13 protein-coding genes and 1 tRNA gene are annotated in these 18,256 nt (G+C 56.5%); 2 read left to right on the top strand and 12 right to left on the bottom strand.

All coding sequences use genetic code 11. The features are described from left to right. Nucleotides 1-178 precede the first annotated feature (178 nt). The 11 genes from dppF to HMPREF3096_RS05945 all read right to left on the bottom strand — a co-directional run bounded on the left by dppF (nucleotide 179) and on the right by HMPREF3096_RS05945 (nucleotide 14,666). On the bottom strand, nucleotides 179-1,192 hold the full coding sequence (gene dppF, locus HMPREF3096_RS06000; RefSeq protein WP_008806903.1) for a dipeptide ABC transporter ATP-binding subunit DppF: 1,014 nt from the start codon (nucleotides 1,190-1,192) through the stop codon (nucleotides 179-181). Beyond that, nucleotides 1,189-2,172: a dipeptide ABC transporter ATP-binding protein gene (dppD, locus tag HMPREF3096_RS05995; protein ID WP_008806902.1), complete on the bottom strand. Its 984-nt coding sequence runs from the start codon at nucleotides 2,170-2,172 to the stop codon at nucleotides 1,189-1,191. The genes dppF and dppD overlap by 4 nt, the downstream gene beginning before the upstream one ends. A 10-nt stretch (nucleotides 2,173-2,182) precedes the next feature. Continuing rightward, on the bottom strand, nucleotides 2,183-3,085 hold the full coding sequence (gene dppC / locus HMPREF3096_RS05990) for a dipeptide ABC transporter permease DppC (RefSeq protein ID WP_008806901.1): 903 nt from the start codon (nucleotides 3,083-3,085) through the stop codon (nucleotides 2,183-2,185). Between the two features lie 9 nt (nucleotides 3,086-3,094). After that, nucleotides 3,095-4,114, bottom strand: a complete 1,020-nt coding sequence (gene dppB, locus HMPREF3096_RS05985; RefSeq protein ID WP_008806900.1) for a dipeptide ABC transporter permease DppB — start codon at nucleotides 4,112-4,114, stop codon at nucleotides 3,095-3,097. Between the two features lie 134 nt (nucleotides 4,115-4,248). Further along, nucleotides 4,249-5,856 (bottom strand): dipeptide ABC transporter periplasmic-binding protein DppA, encoded by a 1,608-nt coding sequence (dppA, locus tag HMPREF3096_RS05980; protein ID WP_012540345.1) that lies wholly within the window; start codon nucleotides 5,854-5,856, stop codon nucleotides 4,249-4,251. Nucleotides 5,857-6,675: 819 nt separating this feature from the next. Next, complete coding sequence (locus tag HMPREF3096_RS05970; RefSeq protein ID WP_070544338.1) at nucleotides 6,676-8,643, bottom strand: RNA-binding domain-containing protein; 1,968 nt, start codon at nucleotides 8,641-8,643, stop codon at nucleotides 6,676-6,678. 293 nt (nucleotides 8,644-8,936) lie between these two features. Then, nucleotides 8,937-9,013, bottom strand: a tRNA-Pro gene (locus HMPREF3096_RS05965). A gap of 119 nt (nucleotides 9,014-9,132) precedes the next feature. Further along, nucleotides 9,133-10,527, bottom strand: coding sequence for an ankyrin repeat domain-containing protein (locus HMPREF3096_RS05960; protein ID WP_032731439.1), 1,395 nt, complete (start codon nucleotides 10,525-10,527; stop codon nucleotides 9,133-9,135). A gap of 196 nt (nucleotides 10,528-10,723) precedes the next feature. Further along, nucleotides 10,724-12,397 carry a kdo(2)-lipid A phosphoethanolamine 7''-transferase gene (eptB, locus tag HMPREF3096_RS05955; RefSeq protein ID WP_032731442.1) on the bottom strand — a complete coding sequence of 558 codons (1,674 nt, stop codon included), beginning with the start codon at nucleotides 12,395-12,397 and terminating at the stop codon, nucleotides 10,724-10,726. Between the two features lie 242 nt (nucleotides 12,398-12,639). Continuing rightward, entirely contained in the window at nucleotides 12,640-13,845 is a 1,206-nt protein-coding gene (locus HMPREF3096_RS05950) for an L-lactate MFS transporter (RefSeq protein ID WP_012540343.1), read from the bottom strand. A 239-nt stretch (nucleotides 13,846-14,084) separates the two neighbouring features. Further along, a complete protein-coding gene (locus HMPREF3096_RS05945) occupies nucleotides 14,085-14,666 on the bottom strand; it encodes an autotransporter outer membrane beta-barrel domain-containing protein (RefSeq protein ID WP_162493230.1) in 582 nt (193 codons plus the stop codon). A gap of 206 nt (nucleotides 14,667-14,872) precedes the next feature. Here HMPREF3096_RS05945 and tag point away from each other — a divergent pair, with 206 nt between their 5' ends. After that, nucleotides 14,873-15,454 carry a DNA-3-methyladenine glycosylase I gene (gene tag / locus HMPREF3096_RS05940; RefSeq protein ID WP_012540342.1) on the top strand — a complete coding sequence of 194 codons (582 nt, stop codon included), beginning with the start codon at nucleotides 14,873-14,875 and terminating at the stop codon, nucleotides 15,452-15,454. Next, on the top strand, nucleotides 15,432-15,872 hold the full coding sequence (locus HMPREF3096_RS05935; protein WP_008806893.1) for an N-acetyltransferase: 441 nt from the start codon (nucleotides 15,432-15,434) through the stop codon (nucleotides 15,870-15,872). Before tag ends, HMPREF3096_RS05935 begins: the two co-directional genes overlap by 23 nt. Here the strand turns inward: HMPREF3096_RS05935 and HMPREF3096_RS05930 are convergent. Beyond that, nucleotides 15,841-18,171, bottom strand: coding sequence for a molybdopterin guanine dinucleotide-containing S/N-oxide reductase (locus HMPREF3096_RS05930; protein WP_032731444.1), 2,331 nt, complete (start codon nucleotides 18,169-18,171; stop codon nucleotides 15,841-15,843). The genes HMPREF3096_RS05935 and HMPREF3096_RS05930 overlap by 32 nt on opposite strands. Between the last annotated feature and the right edge of the window lie 85 nt (nucleotides 18,172-18,256).

Raw genomic sequence — 18,256 nt, 5'->3', positions numbered from 1 at the left:
CTCATATCAGGAACTTGTTCGCACCTTCCCTATAAAAATGGACTGAAAGGCTTATTTTTTCGGATAATCGACGAAGAATGCTCCGAGAGTATGGCAGAAACTGCGGTAATGAACGGTGTTGCCAGGTTTCCTCTCCGGCGGAAGAGAAACTCCCGGTCCTGGGACCGGGAGTGTGCCATCAGGCGTGGGGTTTTTGCGGATTCTCATCCTGATCGACGGCAAAGCAGGCTACCAGCTGGCCGCCGTAATCCTTAAGCTGCGGCTGAAGCTGGGTGCAGGGACCAAAGCGTCGACGGCAGCGCGCGTTAAAGGCGCAGCCCGGCGGTGGGTTCAGCGGGCTCGGCAGTTCGCCGGTCAGCTTGATCCGCTCGCGCCGATCGTCCGGATTCAGACGCGGCGTCGCCGACAACAGCGCCTGGGTGTACGGATGACGCGGATTGTTGAAGATCTGGTCCTTGGTGCCCTTCTCCACGCAGCGGCCGAGATACATCACCATCACTTCATCAGCGATGTGCTCGACGACCGACAGGTCGTGGGAGATAAACACGTAGGACAGCCCTAAATCCTGCTGCAGATCCATCATCAGGTTCAGCACCTGGGCACGTACCGAAACGTCCAGCGCGGAAACCGGCTCATCGGCAATCACCACGTCCGGATCCAGCATCAGCCCGCGGGCAATAGCGATACGCTGGCGCTGACCGCCGGAAAACATATGCGGGTAGCGATCGTAATGCTCGGTTTTCAGGCCGACCTTCGCCATCATCGCCAGCGCTTTTTCACGGCGCTGCTCTTTACTCAGGCTGCTGTTAATCAACAGCGGCTCTTCCAGAATCTGCCCCACTTTTTTTCGCGGGTTCAGCGAACCATACGGGTTCTGGAACACAATCTGGATTTTCTGCCGCCGGAGCTTCTGCGCCTGCGGGTCATGCTTAAGCAGATCCTGCCCCTGATAATACAGCTCACCGCCAGTGGGGATTTCAATCATTGTCAGCAGACGACCGAGGGTCGATTTGCCGCAGCCCGACTCTCCCACCACCGCCAGCGTTTTACCACGCTCAAGGGTAAAGGAGACGCCGTCCAGCGCTTTCACCAGTCGTTCCGGGGCGAATATTCCCTTCTTCACCGGGTAGTGTTTTTTCAGATCAATGGCCTGCAACAGCGGTTGTTGCGTGGCGGCCTTTTGCGTACTCATAATCCAGGCCTCCCGGCATCATCGAGTGGGTAGTGACATTTAGACTGACGGCCGCCGGTAAGATCCGCGAGCGCGGGCTCTTCGCTCCGGCATTTATCCGTGGCATAGGGGCAGCGCGGGTTCAGCAGACAGCCGACAGGACGGTCATATTTCCCCGGCACCACGCCCGGCAGCGACGCCAGACGCGCCTTATCCTGGGCGAACTCCGGCAGCGCGCGCAGCAGCGCCTGGGTGTACGGATGACGCGGCGCGCGGAAGATATCCTTCGCATCACCGGTCTCCACCACCTGACCCGCATACATGACGATAATTTTATGCGCCGCCTCGGCCACCAGCGCCAGGTCGTGGGTGATCAGCACCAGCGCCATATTCTCTTGCTGCTGCAACTCCAGCAGCAGCTCGATGATCTGCGCCTGAATAGTCACGTCCAGTGCGGTGGTCGGTTCATCGGCAATCAGCAGTTTTGGCCGACAGGCAATCGCCATCGCGATCATCACGCGCTGACTCATCCCGCCGGAAAGCTGGTGCGGGTAAACGTCGAGCCGCGACGCCGGATCGGGAATGCCCACCAGGTTCAGCAGGTCGATGGCCCGCTGACGGCGAGTTTGCTTATTGCCGCCCTGATGAACTTTGATCGCTTCCATAATCTGGTAGCCGACGGTATAGCACGGATTGAGGCTGGTCATCGGATCCTGGAAGATCATCGCCACTTCCGCCCCCACCAGCTGACGCCGCTCTTTTTCAGAGATGCGCTGCAGGTCGCGGCCATTGAACTCCAGTTTGTCCGCCATCACCCGGCCGGGATAGTCAATCAGGCCCATAATCGCCAGCGAACTGACGGATTTACCGGAACCGGACTCCCCCACAATACCGACCACTTCACCCTGCTTCACGCTATAGCTGATGCGGTCTACGGCGCGGAACGGCGCGTTCTCATCGCCGAAATGCACCGATAATTTATCTACATTTAATAACGCCATCTCGAACCTCTTACTGCTTCAGTTTGGGATCGAGCGCGTCACGCAGACCGTCACCCATCAGGTTAAATGCCAGCACCGTCAGCAGGATCGCCACGCCCGGGAAGGTCACCACCCACCAGGCGCTTTGCGCGAACTGCAATACGTCGGAGAGCATGGTGCCCCACTCAGGCGTCGGCGGCTGCGCGCCCATGCCGAGGAACCCCAGCGCTGCCATATCGAGAATGGCGTTAGAAAAGCCCAGCGACGCCTGAACGATCAGCGGCGCGAGACAGTTGGGAAGAATATTGACGAACATCTGGCGCATCGCGCCGGCGCCCGCTACGCGGGAAGCGGTCACGTAGTCGCGGTTGACCTCCACCAGCACCGCGGCGCGCGTCAGACGCACATAGTGCGGGAGCGCCACGAAGGTTAGCGCCAGCGACGCGTTGACGATAGATGGCCCGAAGATAGCCACCAGCACCAGCGCCAGCAGCAGGCTCGGCAGCGCCAGCATAATATCGACGACGCGCATAATGATGGAATCCACCACCCCGCCGAAATAGCCCGCCACCAGGCCGAGCACCACGCCAAGGATCAGCGACAGGACCACCACCAGGCAGCCCACCAGCAGCGACAGGCGGGCGCCGTACATCAGACGCGACAGAATATCGCGGCCCACGTCGTCGGTACCAAGCAGATGCGCCAGGCTGCCGCCATCCTGCCAGAACGGCGGCGCCAGCAGCGAATCACGGAACTGATCCGCCGGGTTATACGGGGCGAGGAAGTTGGCGAACACCGCGATGATAATCATCACCGCCACGTACACCAGACCGACGACCGCGCCTTTGTTGCGTTTGAAATAGTGCCAGAACTCCTGCAGCGGGGTCATTGGCACCGGTGCAGCAATAGCTTTATTCTCAGAAACTTGTGACATGATGGCCCCTTACTTCTTATGCCGGATACGCGGGTTCACCACGCCATACAGCAGGTCGACCAGCAGGTTGACGAGGATAATCATCGTCGCCACCAGCAGCACCCCGCCCTGCACCACCGGATAATCGCGACGCTGCAGCGCGTCGATCAGCCAGCGGCCTAAACCAGGCCATGAGAAAATGGTTTCCGTCAGGATGGCGCCCGCCAGCAGCGTGCCCACCTGCAGGCCAATGACCGTGACCACCGGCAGCATCGCGTTGCGCAGCGCGTGGACCACAATCACTCGCATCCGGGTCAGCCCTTTGGCGCGCGCGGTACGAATATAGTCTTCGCCGAGCACTTCCAGCATCGACGAACGGGTCATACGCACAATCACCGCCAGCGGGATGGTGCCCAGCACGATAGCCGGCAGGATCATATGCATTAAGGCGTCAATAAAGTCGCCCTGCTCGCCCCAGATGGCGGTGTCGATCAGCATGAAGCCGGTCAGCGGCAGAGTATCGTCAAGGAACACCGTATCGCTGATACGCCCGGAGACCGGCGTCAGGTTCAACTGCACCGAAACCAGCATAATCAGCATCATGCCCCACCAGAAGATAGGCATGGAGTAGCCGGTCAGCGCCAGACCCACGGCGGTGTGGTCAAAGATGGATCCGCGTTTTACCGCAGCCAGCACGCCCACCGGAATACCGACGGCGACAGCGAAAATCATCGCGCAAACGCCCAGCTCAAGGGTGGCTTTAAAGCGCGGGACAAACTCTTGCCACACGGGAATGCGGCTTTTCAGCGAGATGCCTAAATCACCGTGCAGTACGCCCCAAATGTAATGGGCATATTGCTGCCACAGCGGCTTATCAAGGCCCATTTCGGCCAGCAGCTGCGCGTGACGCTCGGGGGAAATACCACGTTCACCCGCCATAATCATCACCGGATCGCCGGGGATCATATGGACGAAGGCAAAGGTGAGAAGGGTGATACCGATAAATGTCGGGATGACGAGTCCCAGACGTCGGAGAATAAACTGCAACATAACCCGGATTCTCTCTAGTGACGCCCCGCCTGGCGACAGGGCGTCTGTATTGCTCACAAAAGCATTCCCCGGAATAGCGGGAATACGCCCCCTACCTCTCCCGCGCGGGGAGAGGGGGTCAGGCATCGTGCTTATTATTCGACGGAGACGTTATCGAAGTGGTGTTTGCCCAGCGGATCCACCACATAGCCTTTGACTTCTTTACGCACCGGCTCATAGACGGTGGAGTGGGCGATGATCAGCGCCGGAGCCTGGTCATGCATCACTACCTGAGCCTGTTTGTACAGTTCAATACGCTTGTTGTGGTCGTCGGTAGCGCGGGCCGGCTGAATCAGATCTTCAAACGGCTTATAGCACCAGCGCGAGTAGTTGGAGCCGTCTTTCGCTGCGGCGCAGCTGAACAGGGTCGCGAAGAAGTTATCCGGATCCCCGTTGTCACCGGTCCAGCCCATCATTACGGTCTGGTGCTCGCCCGCTTTCGCCCGCTTCAGATATTCACCCCACTCATAGGTAACAATCTTGGCCTGGACCCCGACTTTCGCCCAGTCAGCCTGGATCATTTCAGCCATACGGCGAGCATTCGGGTTGTACGGACGCTGTACTGGCATTGCCCACAGGTCGATGGTGAAGCCTTTTTCCAGGCCCGCTTCTTTCAGCAGCTGTTTCGCCTTCTCCGGATCGTAGGTGTAGTCCTTAACGTCGTCGTTATAGCCCCACATGGTCGGCGGGATCAGGTTCTTCGCCGCCTGGCCTGCGCCCTGGTAAACGGCTTTGATGATCGCTTCTTTGTTCACCGCGTAGGTCAGCGCCTGACGAACTTTGACGTCGTCCAGCGGTTTCTTCTCAGTGTTGAAGGAGAGATAACCGACGTTCAGGCCCGGCTGTTCCAGCAGGGTAATGTTCTTATCTTCCTTCATGCGCGCGATATCCGCCGGGTTCGGGTACGGCATCACCTGGCACTCATTTTTCTGCAGCTTGGCATAGCGCACGGAAGCGTCCGGGGTGATGGAGAAGACCAGACGATCGATCTTCGGCTTGGTACCCCAGTAGCCCGGGAAGGCTTTATACAGAATGCGGGAATCTTTCTGGTACTGCAGCAGCTGGAATGGGCCGGTACCGATTGGATTGAGGTCCACTTTTTCCGGCGTGCCAGCTTTCAACATGTTATCGGCATACTCTTTCGACAGGATGGAGGCGAAGTCCATGGCCAGGTCAGCGAGGAACGGCGCTTCCGGGCGAGTCAGGACGAACTGGACGGTTTTATCGTCCACTTTCTTCACTTCGCTAATCAGGTCCGGTAACCCCATCCCTTCAAAGTATTCATAGCTGCCGCCAGAAACTTTATGGTACGGGTTATTGGTATTCTTCTGGCGATCGAAGGAGAACACGATGTCATCGGCGTTCAGGTCACGGGTGGGTTTGAAGTCTTTATTATCTTGCCACTTCACGCCCTGGCGCAGATGGAAAGTATAGGTTTTGCCATCAGGACTGACTTCCCATTTCTCAGCAAGCCCTGGAATAACTTCCGTGGTACCGGTTTTAAATTCGACCAGGCGGTTATAGATCGGTACGGAACTGGCGTCATAGGTGGTGCCAGAGGTGAAGAGCTGTGGGTTAAAGCCTTCCGGCGAGCCTTCAGAACAATAAACCAGGGTTTTCGCTTGCACGCTGGCGGCGACGGTCATGGCGACCAGGCTCAGACCAAGCTTCAGCATCCCTGATTTCTTCAAGGAAATACTCATTATTCTGCTCCAAAACTGTGATGTTGTTTGCATATATCCGCCGGACCTTTATTTATTTTTATTCGTCCTATTTCAAACAACGGATGCGTTGGCTGCGCTCGATCATCCCAGTCACATCGTTATCTATGCTCAGGGGAGCTCGTACACTTGCCGCCTTTCCGCAGCTCGAACTATTTAGAATATACCCGGTCCAGTCGGTGGTGCCCGAAGGCGTAGAGAGAGATGGGGATTCCTTTCGCAAAAACGACTGAGTTGCAGTACGGATTCTCCATGAAATGCCCCTCATGCCCTACAATCTGTCAACAGAATGGGGAAACGTCAATACAGCCAGCCGGGTTTTACATCCAGCGTGAGAAACGGCAGGCAAAGATTAAAAAAACTTCAAGGCGCTATTTTCAGCAGAGAAATTTATGCTACGGGTCAATAAGCAGAATAATGACCTTAATAATTTGCAACACGCAGAGGGAAACAATTCCAACAAATGAGAAAAATTTCTTGCCGTGTGACCAATATGTGAGCGATTAATAGCGCGAACGTTAAAGCGCACAGCGGAAAATGCTACATTTAGCCATAAGCTTCGCGAAAAAAGATCTGTTCATCGATAAAAAAATGCAATGGAAGATGTCACAAAATAGCGAATAGCTGGCTGGAAACGTGGGTAAAGTCGTTTATTGTGATTTTGGTGGAATTTTTGGCCGGTCCCTACTTACGGAACCAGACGGCACGGCATGTATATCGTCCTGACAAATGGCAAGAGGGGTATTGCGCGAATCATAAAAACGAAGGGCGGCATTGCGTCGGAAGCTCACGAACAAAAGGCTAGACCACCGTATACCCTTGTCGAGGTGAGTTAGGCTTGTTGGGAAACGCCAGTTTGAGTTGCCTCGCATCCACCATGGGCTTTAAGTAATTCTGGCGAATACTCTGCGCCTTACGTCCCAATAATTTCTCCATAACTGCGACGGATAAGTAATGACCAGCGCACAACTGGACAAGCAACGCCTTCATCACCTCGGTTTCCAGTCGTCGTTGCGCCCGGGATGGCGCGGTTAACACTTCAAGCTCATGCCGGAATCCATCACTTAATGCGTCAAGATCATCAATGAACGGCTTATCTAAAAAGTGGCTGATGAACCGACCATATTCATCCCTTCCCTGAGGGTTACCGACTAAATCAGGAACGCTATGCGTTAAGCTGTTGCCACTATGCGTTAAGCCCTGAGCGTTATGCGTTAAGCTCGATGTAGAACTTAACGCATTTGCAAATATGTCTTCCGGCGATGGCAGTGCCATTCCAGGTAAACTATATGATTTATCTCGCTTTTCACCGCTGGCAACCAGAAATCCCCTATCGACTAATTTGGGAAATGCCAGGGTGACATCACGCGAATGTCTGCTCGTTAGCTGACAGGCTCGCTCATGGTTTACCCATCCCTCTGTCGCCGCGGTGATAACGATCATCCTTTCAAGATCATCAAGCAGAGAAAAACGGTGGCCAAACAAACCATTGAGCCGCTCAGTCACTACCTGTGATACAAGGCTTACTGTGGACAGTTCAAGCAACGTTTGTTCAGAGGGTTCCGTTTTTTCATATAACTTTGGTGTGCGCCAGTTTGCCCATTTCCAGCCGCTTATAATTTTCGGAACCCCGGACCCCGCTCGCTCCCCCGCCCCAATCATTAAAAACATCTGATGCATACGGCGGTTACGACAGTCGCTTTCTCCACCTTTCACTGCGATTTCCGGCGGTATTCGCATCAGCCCTGGATTACGGAAGCCAAAAAGATCCGGCCGTCTGACCACTAAGATTGAGCTTCGACCCGTATAATCAGCATGCACCAGGGTATTAACAAGCGCCTCTCGGATAGCTTCATGAACTTTGGTTTCATCCAGCCGAATACCGTCCTGCAATTCAAAAGGTACCTTAAGATCAGTGATCAGTTTTCGATAAGTCCGGCGGTAAAAATCAAAAACATTGCCTGACCATGAGCCATCCGGATAGATACGGTCGATCCAGCGGGAATCAGGTTGTGCATCGTCCCGTTCACGATAATCAACAAAATAGTTAGGGACCGCGTCCTGAATGGCATTCCAGGTGCCAAACATCAGGATACCAGCAAGAGTTATGCCCTCCTCCCCGCTCTGACGATTTTGACGCCAGCCGCCGATATTCTTAAATAAATCAACGAGATTTAGTTCCTGCCATGGATGCTGAGGTTTCGCCACCGCAAAGAGATTACGGTAGGCGCGCAAACTGTCCTGATCGATATCACTGAAATCAAACCCGGTCAGGATCCGGTCATCACAGCTATCCTCGACCTGCTCTGCAAGCATTCTTTTGATTTGCTCTGCAGAGCAGTGGCAGTCCGCTTCATGACGGCGGAGATAGGTTTCCGTCATCGGCTGATTATTGAGATAGACGGGTTTTTGTTCTCGTCTTGCTATGGGAATCTCAATGACAATGACTTCTTTATTATCAAGTTTGATGACTTGTAGCGACTCTTCGGTCAGTAAATTGACATTGACTTTCTTCTTATTGTTAGCAATATCAAAAAGTTGCTTCGTAACGGTAGCCATATCGCTAATCCCTTCAACGATAAAGTTTCCTTTCTTTTCCCTGACACCTAACACGACATAGCCACCGCGGGTGTTCGCCATCGCACTGTACGTCCGCCAGAAATCCTCTGGCAGTTTACCTTTACCCTCCGCTCCCTGCGCCAGCTTAAACTCCAGTTCAACTGATTCAGAAAGCGTTTGTAAGTCCAGCAAATCACTGACAGGAAACATAATCGAATTGGCACCTGTTTAATTTTTCAATCAAGGGATGAAAAGGACAACCTGAGCGCTCAGTTAATCTCATTACCAATACATTTGCCTGCTGTGCCTGCAAAAACTTCGGCTTAATACGCAAAAAAACCCTGCTCATTGAGCAGGCTTTCAGATTGCGGTTAAACGCATGCCCGGCGGCGCAGCGCTTGCGCGGGCCTACGGAACACAAGTCGAACTCTGCCCCCGGAGGTTCTCATCCTCACAGGCCTCAGATGCAAAAAAGCCTGCTCGTTGAGCAGGCTTTTCGAATTTGGTCGGTGATAGAGGATTCGAACCTCCGACCCCTTCGTCCCGAACGAAGTGCGCTACCAGGCTGCGCCAATCACCGAATGCGGGGCGCATCTTACTGCTGGGATGCCTACCCGTCAATGCCTTATTTTCAAAAAATCGCTCAACCGGCGAGAAACTCAGCAGCCTGAGCAGCGAATCGCCGGTTGGTCATCGTTTTCAGCGGCAGGTCACCTCAAACGCTTTGCGATACTCGGATACCTTACAGGTCACCGGCTCACCGAGATAGGTCGAGCCCGCCGGGTTGAATTTAAATTCCCCCAGCAGCATCGTCAGTTCCCCCAGCTCCGGGCAGGATTGCTGATGACGCATAATATCGGGGCGGGTATCGTTATTCACCGCGCGGGCGATGTCGCTGTATGCCAGCTTATCGGCAAAGGCATTAGCACAAAACTGCAGTTCGCTTTGCGCCATATGCGCGGCCTGCCCCTTCAGCTCGGCATGCTGCGCCAGCAGCAGCTGGCGAACCTCGCCGGCCCGGCTGTAACCGATCGCCGTATAGCCGGCCTTATTGCTGAGGTTGACGCTGGCGCCAGCCTCAAGCAGCGCCTCAACATTGGCTTTATTATTCATTTTGACCGCCAGCATCAGCGGGCTGAGGTCGTTGGCGGAGAGCTGGTCCACCTTTGCGCCGCGCTGCACCAGCGCCGCGATCACCGCAGGCGACCCCTGACCCGCCGCCACCTGCAGCGCCGTGAGTCCTTCACGGTTCGGCTTATCCACCTCCACACCGGAGGCCGACAGCGCCAGCACCAGATTGGGATCATCCCCCGCCGCCGCCAGCATCAGCGGGGTGGTGCCGGATTTATCCGCCAGGCTGGTGTCCGCCCCGGCGTTGGCCAGCGTCGTGATGGTTTCCGTCGAACGCGCGTGATCGACCGCGAGGAAAAAGGCCGATTCCCCTGACGCATTGACGGCCTTCACGTCCGCCCCATGCCTGATCAGCAGCGCCACGATCTCGTCGACGTTCTTCTTAAACGCGCCGGGCGCCAGTTGTAACGCCATGTCTTCGGTCATCAGCGCGCGGTTACCCGTCGCCAGCGATTTCGCCGCCGTTGCGCCGACAATTTTATCCAGCGCGCTCTCCTTCTCGACAGGCGCATCGGGCTTTTTCATCGCCAGAATATGCTGATAGTCGTTTCTGACGTCCCCGCCGTCGGCAATGGCGGACATCAATGCCGTACTCTTCTCGACGCTGGTCTGATTTACCGACGCGCCGGCCTGGAGAAGATCGCCGATAATCGCGGCATCGCTGCCGCGCGCCGCCGCCAGCATCAGCGCCGTGACGCCCTGGCGCGTCTGGAGATTCGGCTTCGCCTGACGCTTAAGCAGTAACGCTACCACATCACGACGATTTTCCGCGGCAGCGACCATCAGGCCACTTAAGCCGGTTTTATCCTGACCATCCACATCAATGCCGTTATTCAGCATGGCTTCGATCGTCGCTGGCGCATCGTATTTACAGGCCAGCAGGAACTGGCTGGTCTCTTCCTCAGACTGGCAGCCCGCGAGCATCAACAGGCACAGTAAGGCCAACCCCTTTATCACCTTCATCCTTTCTCTCCATGAAAAGTTCGTGCACAGGGGGAGCGAGAAAACTGGAGGGTAATCAAAGAAGAAGAGGCAACCTGCCAGACACATCCACTGTGCGAAAAAAATCCCTCGCGCGGCGTCTGCCGGCGAGGGATTAGCTTATCCTGGGCTCAGGAAGGGAGAACAGACCCGAGAATCTGAAAATAAACCCCGAGCCTTACTTTTTCCACCGGCACCAGTTGTTATTCTCATTGATCCCGCCATCCGGCGAGGTATAGCCGAGACAGCCCATAATGGTGTCATACAGCTCGACGTGACGGCGCGGCACCTTCATCGCAGCCTGCTGCTGCAGATGGGCAAACGCGGCGGCATGATCGGGGTTCTCCAGGTATTTATCCGACATCCACACCATCATCGGCACGCGGAACTGCTCCGGCGGCGCCATCTTACGCGGCGTTCCGTGCAGGTGTTCGCGTTCATTAATCGACTCCCCATGATCGGCGGCATAGAACACAATCGCTTTCTTATCCCGCAGCTGGTCGAGGACGCTGACGATAAAGTGATCGACGTAGGTCACGCTGTTATCGTAGGAGTTAATCAGCTCCGCTTTCGAGCACTTGTTGTCGACGCCGACGCACTCCGGCTTCCACTGGGCGAAGCTGCGCGGGTAGCGTTGGGTGTAGTTAAAGTGAGACCCTTTGGTGTGGAGAATGATCAGGTGCTTACCGGAGGCGTTGCCCTGCGCCATACCGCGTTCCATCTCATCCACCAGCAGCATATCGTCAACGCTCTTACCACGGTTGCGCGGCTCGGCGCCAATCTGCTCGCGGTAGGCGATATTGTTGGCCATCGTGTTGCTGTAAAACCACATCTCGCTCTGCATGGCATAGAGATTGCCGTTGAAGCCCAACTGATGAAGCACGGCAAAGACATTCTGCTCTTTGAGCGTTCGCTGCGGGTTATCCTCCGCCCCGCCCTGACGCACAAACATACAGCGTAACGACAGCTTGGTGGCGGTATCGCAGGAGTAGCCGCGGAAAGCGACAAGATTCTTCTCTTTCTCCAGCTCTGGCGTGGTATTGCGGCTATAGCCAAGGATACCCATATGGTCCCAGCGGGTCGTTTCGCCAATGATAAACACCACGTAGGTGTCATCCAGGCCTTCCGGCGCGACGTAGGTAAACTTCTTCGCCGGGTTAATCAGCGATTTATTATCCGAGGATTCATCCACCTGCGCCCAGGCGTACAGCCCCAGCGCCGACAGCCAGTTAGATGGCAGATAGGAGTTGGCGATCACCCCGCCATAGCTCGGCATATCCACTTCCGAATGGCGCTCCACATCATGCTGACGCAGCTCAAGCAGGCGGATGGGACCCCAGACAATGAGCCCGGCCAGCACGACGATCAATACGTTTTTAACCCGCTGCCCCGGAGTGCGCAGTTGGCGCAGCAGCGTATGGCGGCAGCGGTTGCTCCAGATGAACAGCAGCGGCGGCGCGCTCACCACCACCAGCCAGAGGATCAGGTGCCAGCCAATGACCTCTTTCGACAGGTCGATATCGGTGGTCATCACCGAAGCGATAATTCCGTAGCCAATCACCACATTGAGGAACGTCATGTAGTAACTGGCGGCGGCGGAAAACAGGACAATCAGCGTCGCCAGAATGCGCCAGATGCGGCGACCAAACAGTGACAGCAGACGTAACAGGAAGAAGGTGACAAAGACCGTGGCGACCAGTTCAACGACACCGGAAAGCCCTTTCCAGAAAGTGAACTCTTGAGCATAACCATCGAAACGCCGGAAAAAAACGGCGATGTTCATAAACCAGCCGATGTACAGCGCCAGCCAAAAACTAAGCTTCTGCTGCGTCATCGTTCTAATATATTTCATGCAAGCAAACCTGGAAAAAGAAGAATAAAACACCGCCTGACGCTGTGGCACGAGTCAGTAGGCTAATAGGGTGCGTTAGGGTTGGTTATCAGAAACCTCTACAAAGCGCGATAAGTAGACCACAGGGAACGGGAAAAGTATCAGGAGGGAATGTGATCCAGCCAAACATTTACAAAACATTTGGCTGGATTGGCACTATTTGCTTAGGGGATTAACCAGGGGCACGTTTCGCGCTGCAGGTTTCAGGCGTGCGCCTCGCTATAAACACTGCCTTTCGGCTGACGGATGGTGGTGGACAGCGCCAGCGACAGTATCAGCAGGGCGAAGATCACGCAGAAGGTCACGTAGAAGCCGCCGAACAGCGAAGCGATGAGAGAGCCGCAGATGCTGCCGATACCAAAGCCCAGATAAATCACGCCGTAGTTTTTCGCCAGATTGTTCAGGCCAAAGAACTCACTCACCAGCGACGGGAAGACGGTGATGGTGCCGCCGAAGTTAAAGGCGACGCAGGCGATGGCGGCGAAGAAAGTCATGGCATTCAGCGGGGCGAACAGCAGCGCGGCCATCCCTACCAGCGACACGATCTGACCGAGGGTAATCACACGAATGCGGGAGATCTTGTCGGACAGGATGCCTAACACCAGGCGGCCGCTGAGGTTAGCAATCGAGATAACGGTTACCGCGTTTGCCGCCGTGGCGACATCCAGGTGGACCATCCCCTGGGCAATATCTTTCGCCACGCCAATCACGTACAGTCCGCTCATGCAGGCCGTCAGGAACATCACCGCCAGCATCCAGTACTGCGGTTTGCGCATCGATTCGGCGAGAGTAAAGTCATTTTCCACAACGCCGTTGGCCGCGGTGGTCGCCGTATGATTCGGCGCATCTTTCATCAGGGTCGCGCCAAAGACGATCATCACCAGCACGATAGCGCCCCAGATGACGAAGGTTTTTTCCAGGCCGACGGTGGCCAGCAGATGGGAATCAATGAATTTGAACCCCAGGCTGCCGAGCCCATAGGAACCAATGGAGAAAGCAGAGATCAGCCCTTTACGCTCCGGGAACCACTTCACGCAGTTCGACAGGGTCAGCAGATAGCCGGCGCCGTCCGCCAGCCCCACCAGCACGCCCGCGCTCAGCCACAGCATCATCAGACTGTTGGAGTGCGCGGTCAGGAAGAAGCCCAAACCGAGCAGTATCCCGGAGGCCATGGTCACACGCTTAACGCCAAAGCGTTCCTGCAACTTCCCGGCGACCGACGAGGAGAGCGCCAGCCCGAGGCTCAGCAGGCCAAAGGAGAAAGCCACCTGGCTGACCGGCTCGCCCAGTTTGTCAGACAGCGAACTATTAAACAGGCTCCAGGTATAGACCGAACCGAGAGCAAATTGGGTGATGATGGTGCCGATTAGCGTAAGCCAGCGGGTCGATTGACGGTTTGCAGCGTTCATAGCAGTTGTCCTGATAAATTAACTGCCGCCACAATAGCGAAGGCCCCTCATCCTGTGGGGAAAAAGGCATGAACTGCCACCAGCAGGGAATGAAATGCATTAATGGCGGAACGAATGACATTGCAAAACATTCATTCCGCGAATTTCAGGAAAAAAGTTAGTGTGCGCTATCTCACAGAAATGCGCCATTACAGAGATTTAACAATAACCGCGTCGTTTCAAACGCGTAACAATATCGGTCAAAAGTTGGCGCTGACGCCCATCAAATAGAGCGTATTTTCCCCGGATGGGACATTGTCCGCCTGCGACAGCGTCGCCCATGCCGCAACATGGGATCCCAACCGCATATCGGCGCCCAGGGTGACATCACTCCAGCCGCCCTCTCTGGCGCGGGTCGTCGGCGACCAGGCATCGCTGGTAAGCGACTGGTTATAGCTCACCTGAGCCCAGGGATGCACGCCCCACAGCGACTGATAATCCATGCGCCAGCCGAGCGTGTTGACATACCCCGTCTCGCCAGCGCTTCTCGTCACTGGCGCGGTGACGTCACTGCGCAGGCTGGCCACCGGCCCGGAGGTCATGCCATTTGCCAGCAGATAATTCCAGCCAACGCTCTGACCACGGCTGCTGTCCGGTGGCGCCAGCGCCTGGTTTAATGCCAGCCCGCCAGGCGTCTCTGAGGACTTCATCCGCTCAGCGAGAATATCTTCGTAACGTGGTTGGTGATCGCTATCCCATGTATAGCGTTCCGGCGTATTACTTTTTGTATCGATAGCGATATATTCCTGTTGCCAGGCATTCGCTCCAGAGACACACGTCATCCAGACGGATACGCTCGCCGGGAACAAGAAGCCCCGGAGGCCATTGCATTTCTTTATTATCATTAATGCGACTCCAGAAAAGAGCCGAATCGGCAATATTGCTGTGTTTTTTTTGGGGATACGATTTCCCTGTATTAACTATTATCTTTATCTTTCAGCCGTCAAGCCGGGGCGTCCACTTTTTTAGCGCAGAGGGAGAAATAGCTATGCAACGTTGCGGATGGGTGAGTCAGGATCCGTTATATATCGAATATCACGATACCGAATGGGGTGTGGCGCAAAAAGAGGGCCGCCAGCTGTTTGAAATGATCTGCCTGGAGGGCCAGCAGGCCGGTTTGTCATGGATCACGGTGTTAAAAAAACGGCAGAACTACCGTCAGGCTTTTCACCATTTCGACCCGGTGCGCGTGGCAGCGATGGGGGAAGACGATGTCGAGCAGTTGCTGCAGAATGCCGGCATCATTCGCCATCGGGGAAAAATCCAGGCCATTATCGGCAACGCCCGCGCCTATCTGGCGATGGAAGAAAATGGCGAGTCGTTCACTGATTTTGTCTGGTCCTTCGTCAACAATGAGCCGCAGGTGACCTGCGCCGCGACGCTGGCGGAGATCCCCACCACGACGCCGGCCTCCGATGCGCTGTCGAAGGCATTGAAAAAACGCGGCTTTAAATTTGTCGGCTCGACAATCTGTTATTCCTTTATGCAGGCCTGTGGACTGGTCAACGACCATATCACCGGCTGCTTCTGTCACCCTGGAGGTCAGGATGATCCGCAAGTGGGACACTAAAGATACCGCGCCGCTGCTGGCCCTGTGGCTGGACAGCACGATTCATGCCCATCCTTTTATCAGCGAAAGTTACTGGCGCGACAGCGTCGCGGTGGTACGGGATGTCTATCTTCCCGCCGCCAGCACCTGGGTCTGGGAACGCGATGGGGAATTAAAAGGCTTTGTTAGCGTGCTGGACTCCCGCTTCGTCGGCGCGCTGTTTGTCGCGCCGGACGCCATCCGCCAGGGCATTGGCCGGGCGCTGCTGGATGAAGTCAAACAGCACTACGCCTGGCTGAGTCTCGAGGTTTACCAGAAGAACGAATCGGCGGTCAGTTTCTACCATGCGCAGGGCTTCCGGATTGAAGACTGCGCATGGCAGGACGACACTCAGCACCCGACGTGGATTATGCGTTGGCCGGCGGATCAAATGCTGTAAGCGGCAGCGTCGGGCCGGTATATTTCTCCAGCCACGCCAGGGCGGTGTTCCCGGCACAGCCGTTGCCCAGCCGGGATGTCGGGATATCTTTGGTTAAGACATTCACCGCCCCGTTTTTGCAGATGCCCACCCGCGGATCCAGGTCGGGCCATGCCCCTTCATGCAGGCAAATCACCCCCGGGCGGATCCCCTCCGTCACCACCGCGCCGGCCAGCACCTGACCGCGGGCGTTCCACACCCGCACCAGATCGCCATCGGCAATCCCCCGAGCCCGGGCATCCTGCGGATGAATAGTCACCGGTTCGCGTCCGGCGACAGCATAGCGTTCGCGCAGCGTGGTGTGGTTCAGTTGACTGTGCAGACGGTGGGCCGGATGGGCCGACAGCAGCTGCAGCTGCCCCGCCTCAGCGTTGCCATGCCACTCGTCGGGCTCCAGCCACATCGGGTGCGGCGGGCAATCGGCGTAGCCAAAGGCGGCGATGGTCGGCGAGTGGATCTCAATTTTACCGCTCGCCGTTTTCAGCGGATTAGCCTGCGGATCGGCGCGGAAGGCGGCGAAGCGCGCAAAACGGGCATTCTCCGGCTCCTCTGGCATCTCAATCAGCTGGTTAGCCTGCCAGAATTCGGCAAACGGCGGCAGCGTCACCTGCTGGTGAGCCCCGCGCTGGGCGGCGATCTGATAGAAGGTCTCCAGCCACTGCAAATCACTCTTCCCTTCGGTGAAGCGCTCGCGGCCGCCCACCTCCCAGCGTTCGCTGAGGTCGGCAAAGACCGCGAAATCGTCGCGCGCTTCATCTCGCGGGGCGACCACCTGCTTCATCGGCACCAGATGCTGATTGCTGTAATCTCCAGTCATGGTCAGATCGTTGCGCTCAAACGAGGTGGTCGCCGGCAGGACGATATCGGCATGGCGCGCGGCGGCGGTCCAGAAGCATTCGGAGATGACGATCAGCTCCGGCTTCTGCCAGGCCTGAATCAGGCGGTTGGTGTCCTGATGATGAGTAAAGTTGGCCCCGCCGGCCCACCAGATAAAGCGAATATTGGGGAAGCGACGCGCCATGCCGTTGTGCTGATACTCTGCCCCCGGATTCTCCAGCGCCTCGACGATCCGCGCGACCGGGATCTTCTCCACCGCGTCCACGCCCCCGGCGACGCTTCCCTGCATCGAGCCCAGTACCGCCGCGCGGCGCGTCGGGTTGCCGCCGTTGGCGAAATGATAGGAAAGACCAAACCCGCCTCCCGGGGTGCCAATCTGCCCCAGCATGGCGGCCAGGGTGACCAGCATCCAGTGCTTCTGCTCGCCATACTGCTGGCGCTGCATGCCCCAGCCAGACATCAGCATGGTGGTATTTTCATGGAAAATTTTCGCCAGTTCACGGATCTTATCCGCTTTCACGCCGCAGATCGCCGCCGCCCAGTCAGCGGTTTTCGCTACGCCGTCGCTTTCGCCGGTCAGATAGCGGGCAAAAATATCGTAGCCGCTGGTGCAGCGGGTAAGAAACGCATCATCCTGCCAGCTATTCTCCACCAGCGTATGGGCGATCCCCAGCATCAGCGCGACATCGGTGCCCATATGCGGCGCGATCCATTCCATCGAATCGCCAAAGAAATCGACGGTTTCCGATCGCATCGGATCGATGCAGATCAGGCGCTTACCGCTCTGGCGCAGCCGGTCGAACCACGGGATCCCCTGCTCGTCGGAGGCGTTCCAGGCAATTTTCAGGGTGTTCAGCGGGTTGGCGCTCCACAGCACCACCACTTCGCTGTGCTCGAGCACCAGCGGCCAGCTGGTCTGCTGCTGATACACCTCATTCCCGCCCACGACGTAAGGCATGATCGCCTGCGCCGCGCCAGTGGAGTAATCGCCAAGATGGCCGGTATAGCCGCCCGCCAGGCTCATGTAGCGCTGCAGCAGGGTGGCCGCCTTATGCAGGACGCCGTTAGAGCGCCAGCCGTAGGAGCCGGCGAAAATCGACTGCGGACCGTAGCTTTCGCGGATCCGCCGATGCTGGGCGTCAATTAAATCCAGCGCCTGATCCCAGCTCACCCGCACGAATTCATCCTGACCGCGGACCCCCTGGGGCTTGTCCGGTGAAGCAAGGAAGCCTTTGCGCACCATCGGATAGCGCACGCGGGTTTTGCTGTGGACCTGATCGCGCACCGCCGTTTGCAGCGAGTTGGCAAACGGTGTCGCCAGCGCGCCGCGGGAAGAGAGGACGTTTTCACCGTCCGTTTCCACCAGCATCGGTCCCCAGTGGGCGGCGGTTAAGATGGTTTTGGTTGCAGATGAGGTTGGCAAGGGCGGCTCCTGGTCAGCGAATGCAGGTGTCATGACGGCGTGATGGGCAACCGTTCAATGTTATTTACAAAATGAGATGGTATCC

Origin of the sequence: Klebsiella sp. HMSC25G12 (assembly GCF_001807705.1) — a bacterium.
GTDB lineage: Bacteria > Pseudomonadota > Gammaproteobacteria > Enterobacterales > Enterobacteriaceae > Klebsiella > Klebsiella variicola.
This window is presented reverse-complemented; position numbering and strand designations above follow the sequence as displayed.

Excerpts from the sequence above, each read along its gene's own strand:
- HMPREF3096_RS05950 (WP_012540343.1), bottom strand. The coding sequence starts at position 13,845 with ATGAACGCTGCAAACCGTCAATCGACCCGCTGGCTTACGCTAATCGGC.
- tag (WP_012540342.1), top strand. The coding sequence starts at position 14,873 with ATGCAACGTTGCGGATGGGTGAGTCAGGATCCGTTATATATCGAATAT.
- dppC (WP_008806901.1), bottom strand. The coding sequence starts at position 3,085 with ATGTCACAAGTTTCTGAGAATAAAGCTATTGCTGCACCGGTGCCAATG.
- HMPREF3096_RS05945 (WP_162493230.1), bottom strand. The coding sequence starts at position 14,666 with ATGACGTGTGTCTCTGGAGCGAATGCCTGGCAACAGGAATATATCGCT.
- dppD (WP_008806902.1), bottom strand. The coding sequence starts at position 2,172 with ATGGCGTTATTAAATGTAGATAAATTATCGGTGCATTTCGGCGATGAG.
- dppA (WP_012540345.1), bottom strand. The coding sequence starts at position 5,856 with ATGAGTATTTCCTTGAAGAAATCAGGGATGCTGAAGCTTGGTCTGAGC.
- HMPREF3096_RS05935 (WP_008806893.1), top strand. The coding sequence starts at position 15,432 with ATGATCCGCAAGTGGGACACTAAAGATACCGCGCCGCTGCTGGCCCTG.
- dppB (WP_008806900.1), bottom strand. The coding sequence starts at position 4,114 with ATGTTGCAGTTTATTCTCCGACGTCTGGGACTCGTCATCCCGACATTT.
- HMPREF3096_RS05960 (WP_032731439.1), bottom strand. The coding sequence starts at position 10,527 with ATGAAGGTGATAAAGGGGTTGGCCTTACTGTGCCTGTTGATGCTCGCG.
- eptB (WP_032731442.1), bottom strand. The coding sequence starts at position 12,397 with ATGAAATATATTAGAACGATGACGCAGCAGAAGCTTAGTTTTTGGCTG.
- dppF (WP_008806903.1), bottom strand. The coding sequence starts at position 1,192 with ATGAGTACGCAAAAGGCCGCCACGCAACAACCGCTGTTGCAGGCCATT.
- HMPREF3096_RS05970 (WP_070544338.1), bottom strand. The coding sequence starts at position 8,643 with ATGTTTCCTGTCAGTGATTTGCTGGACTTACAAACGCTTTCTGAATCA.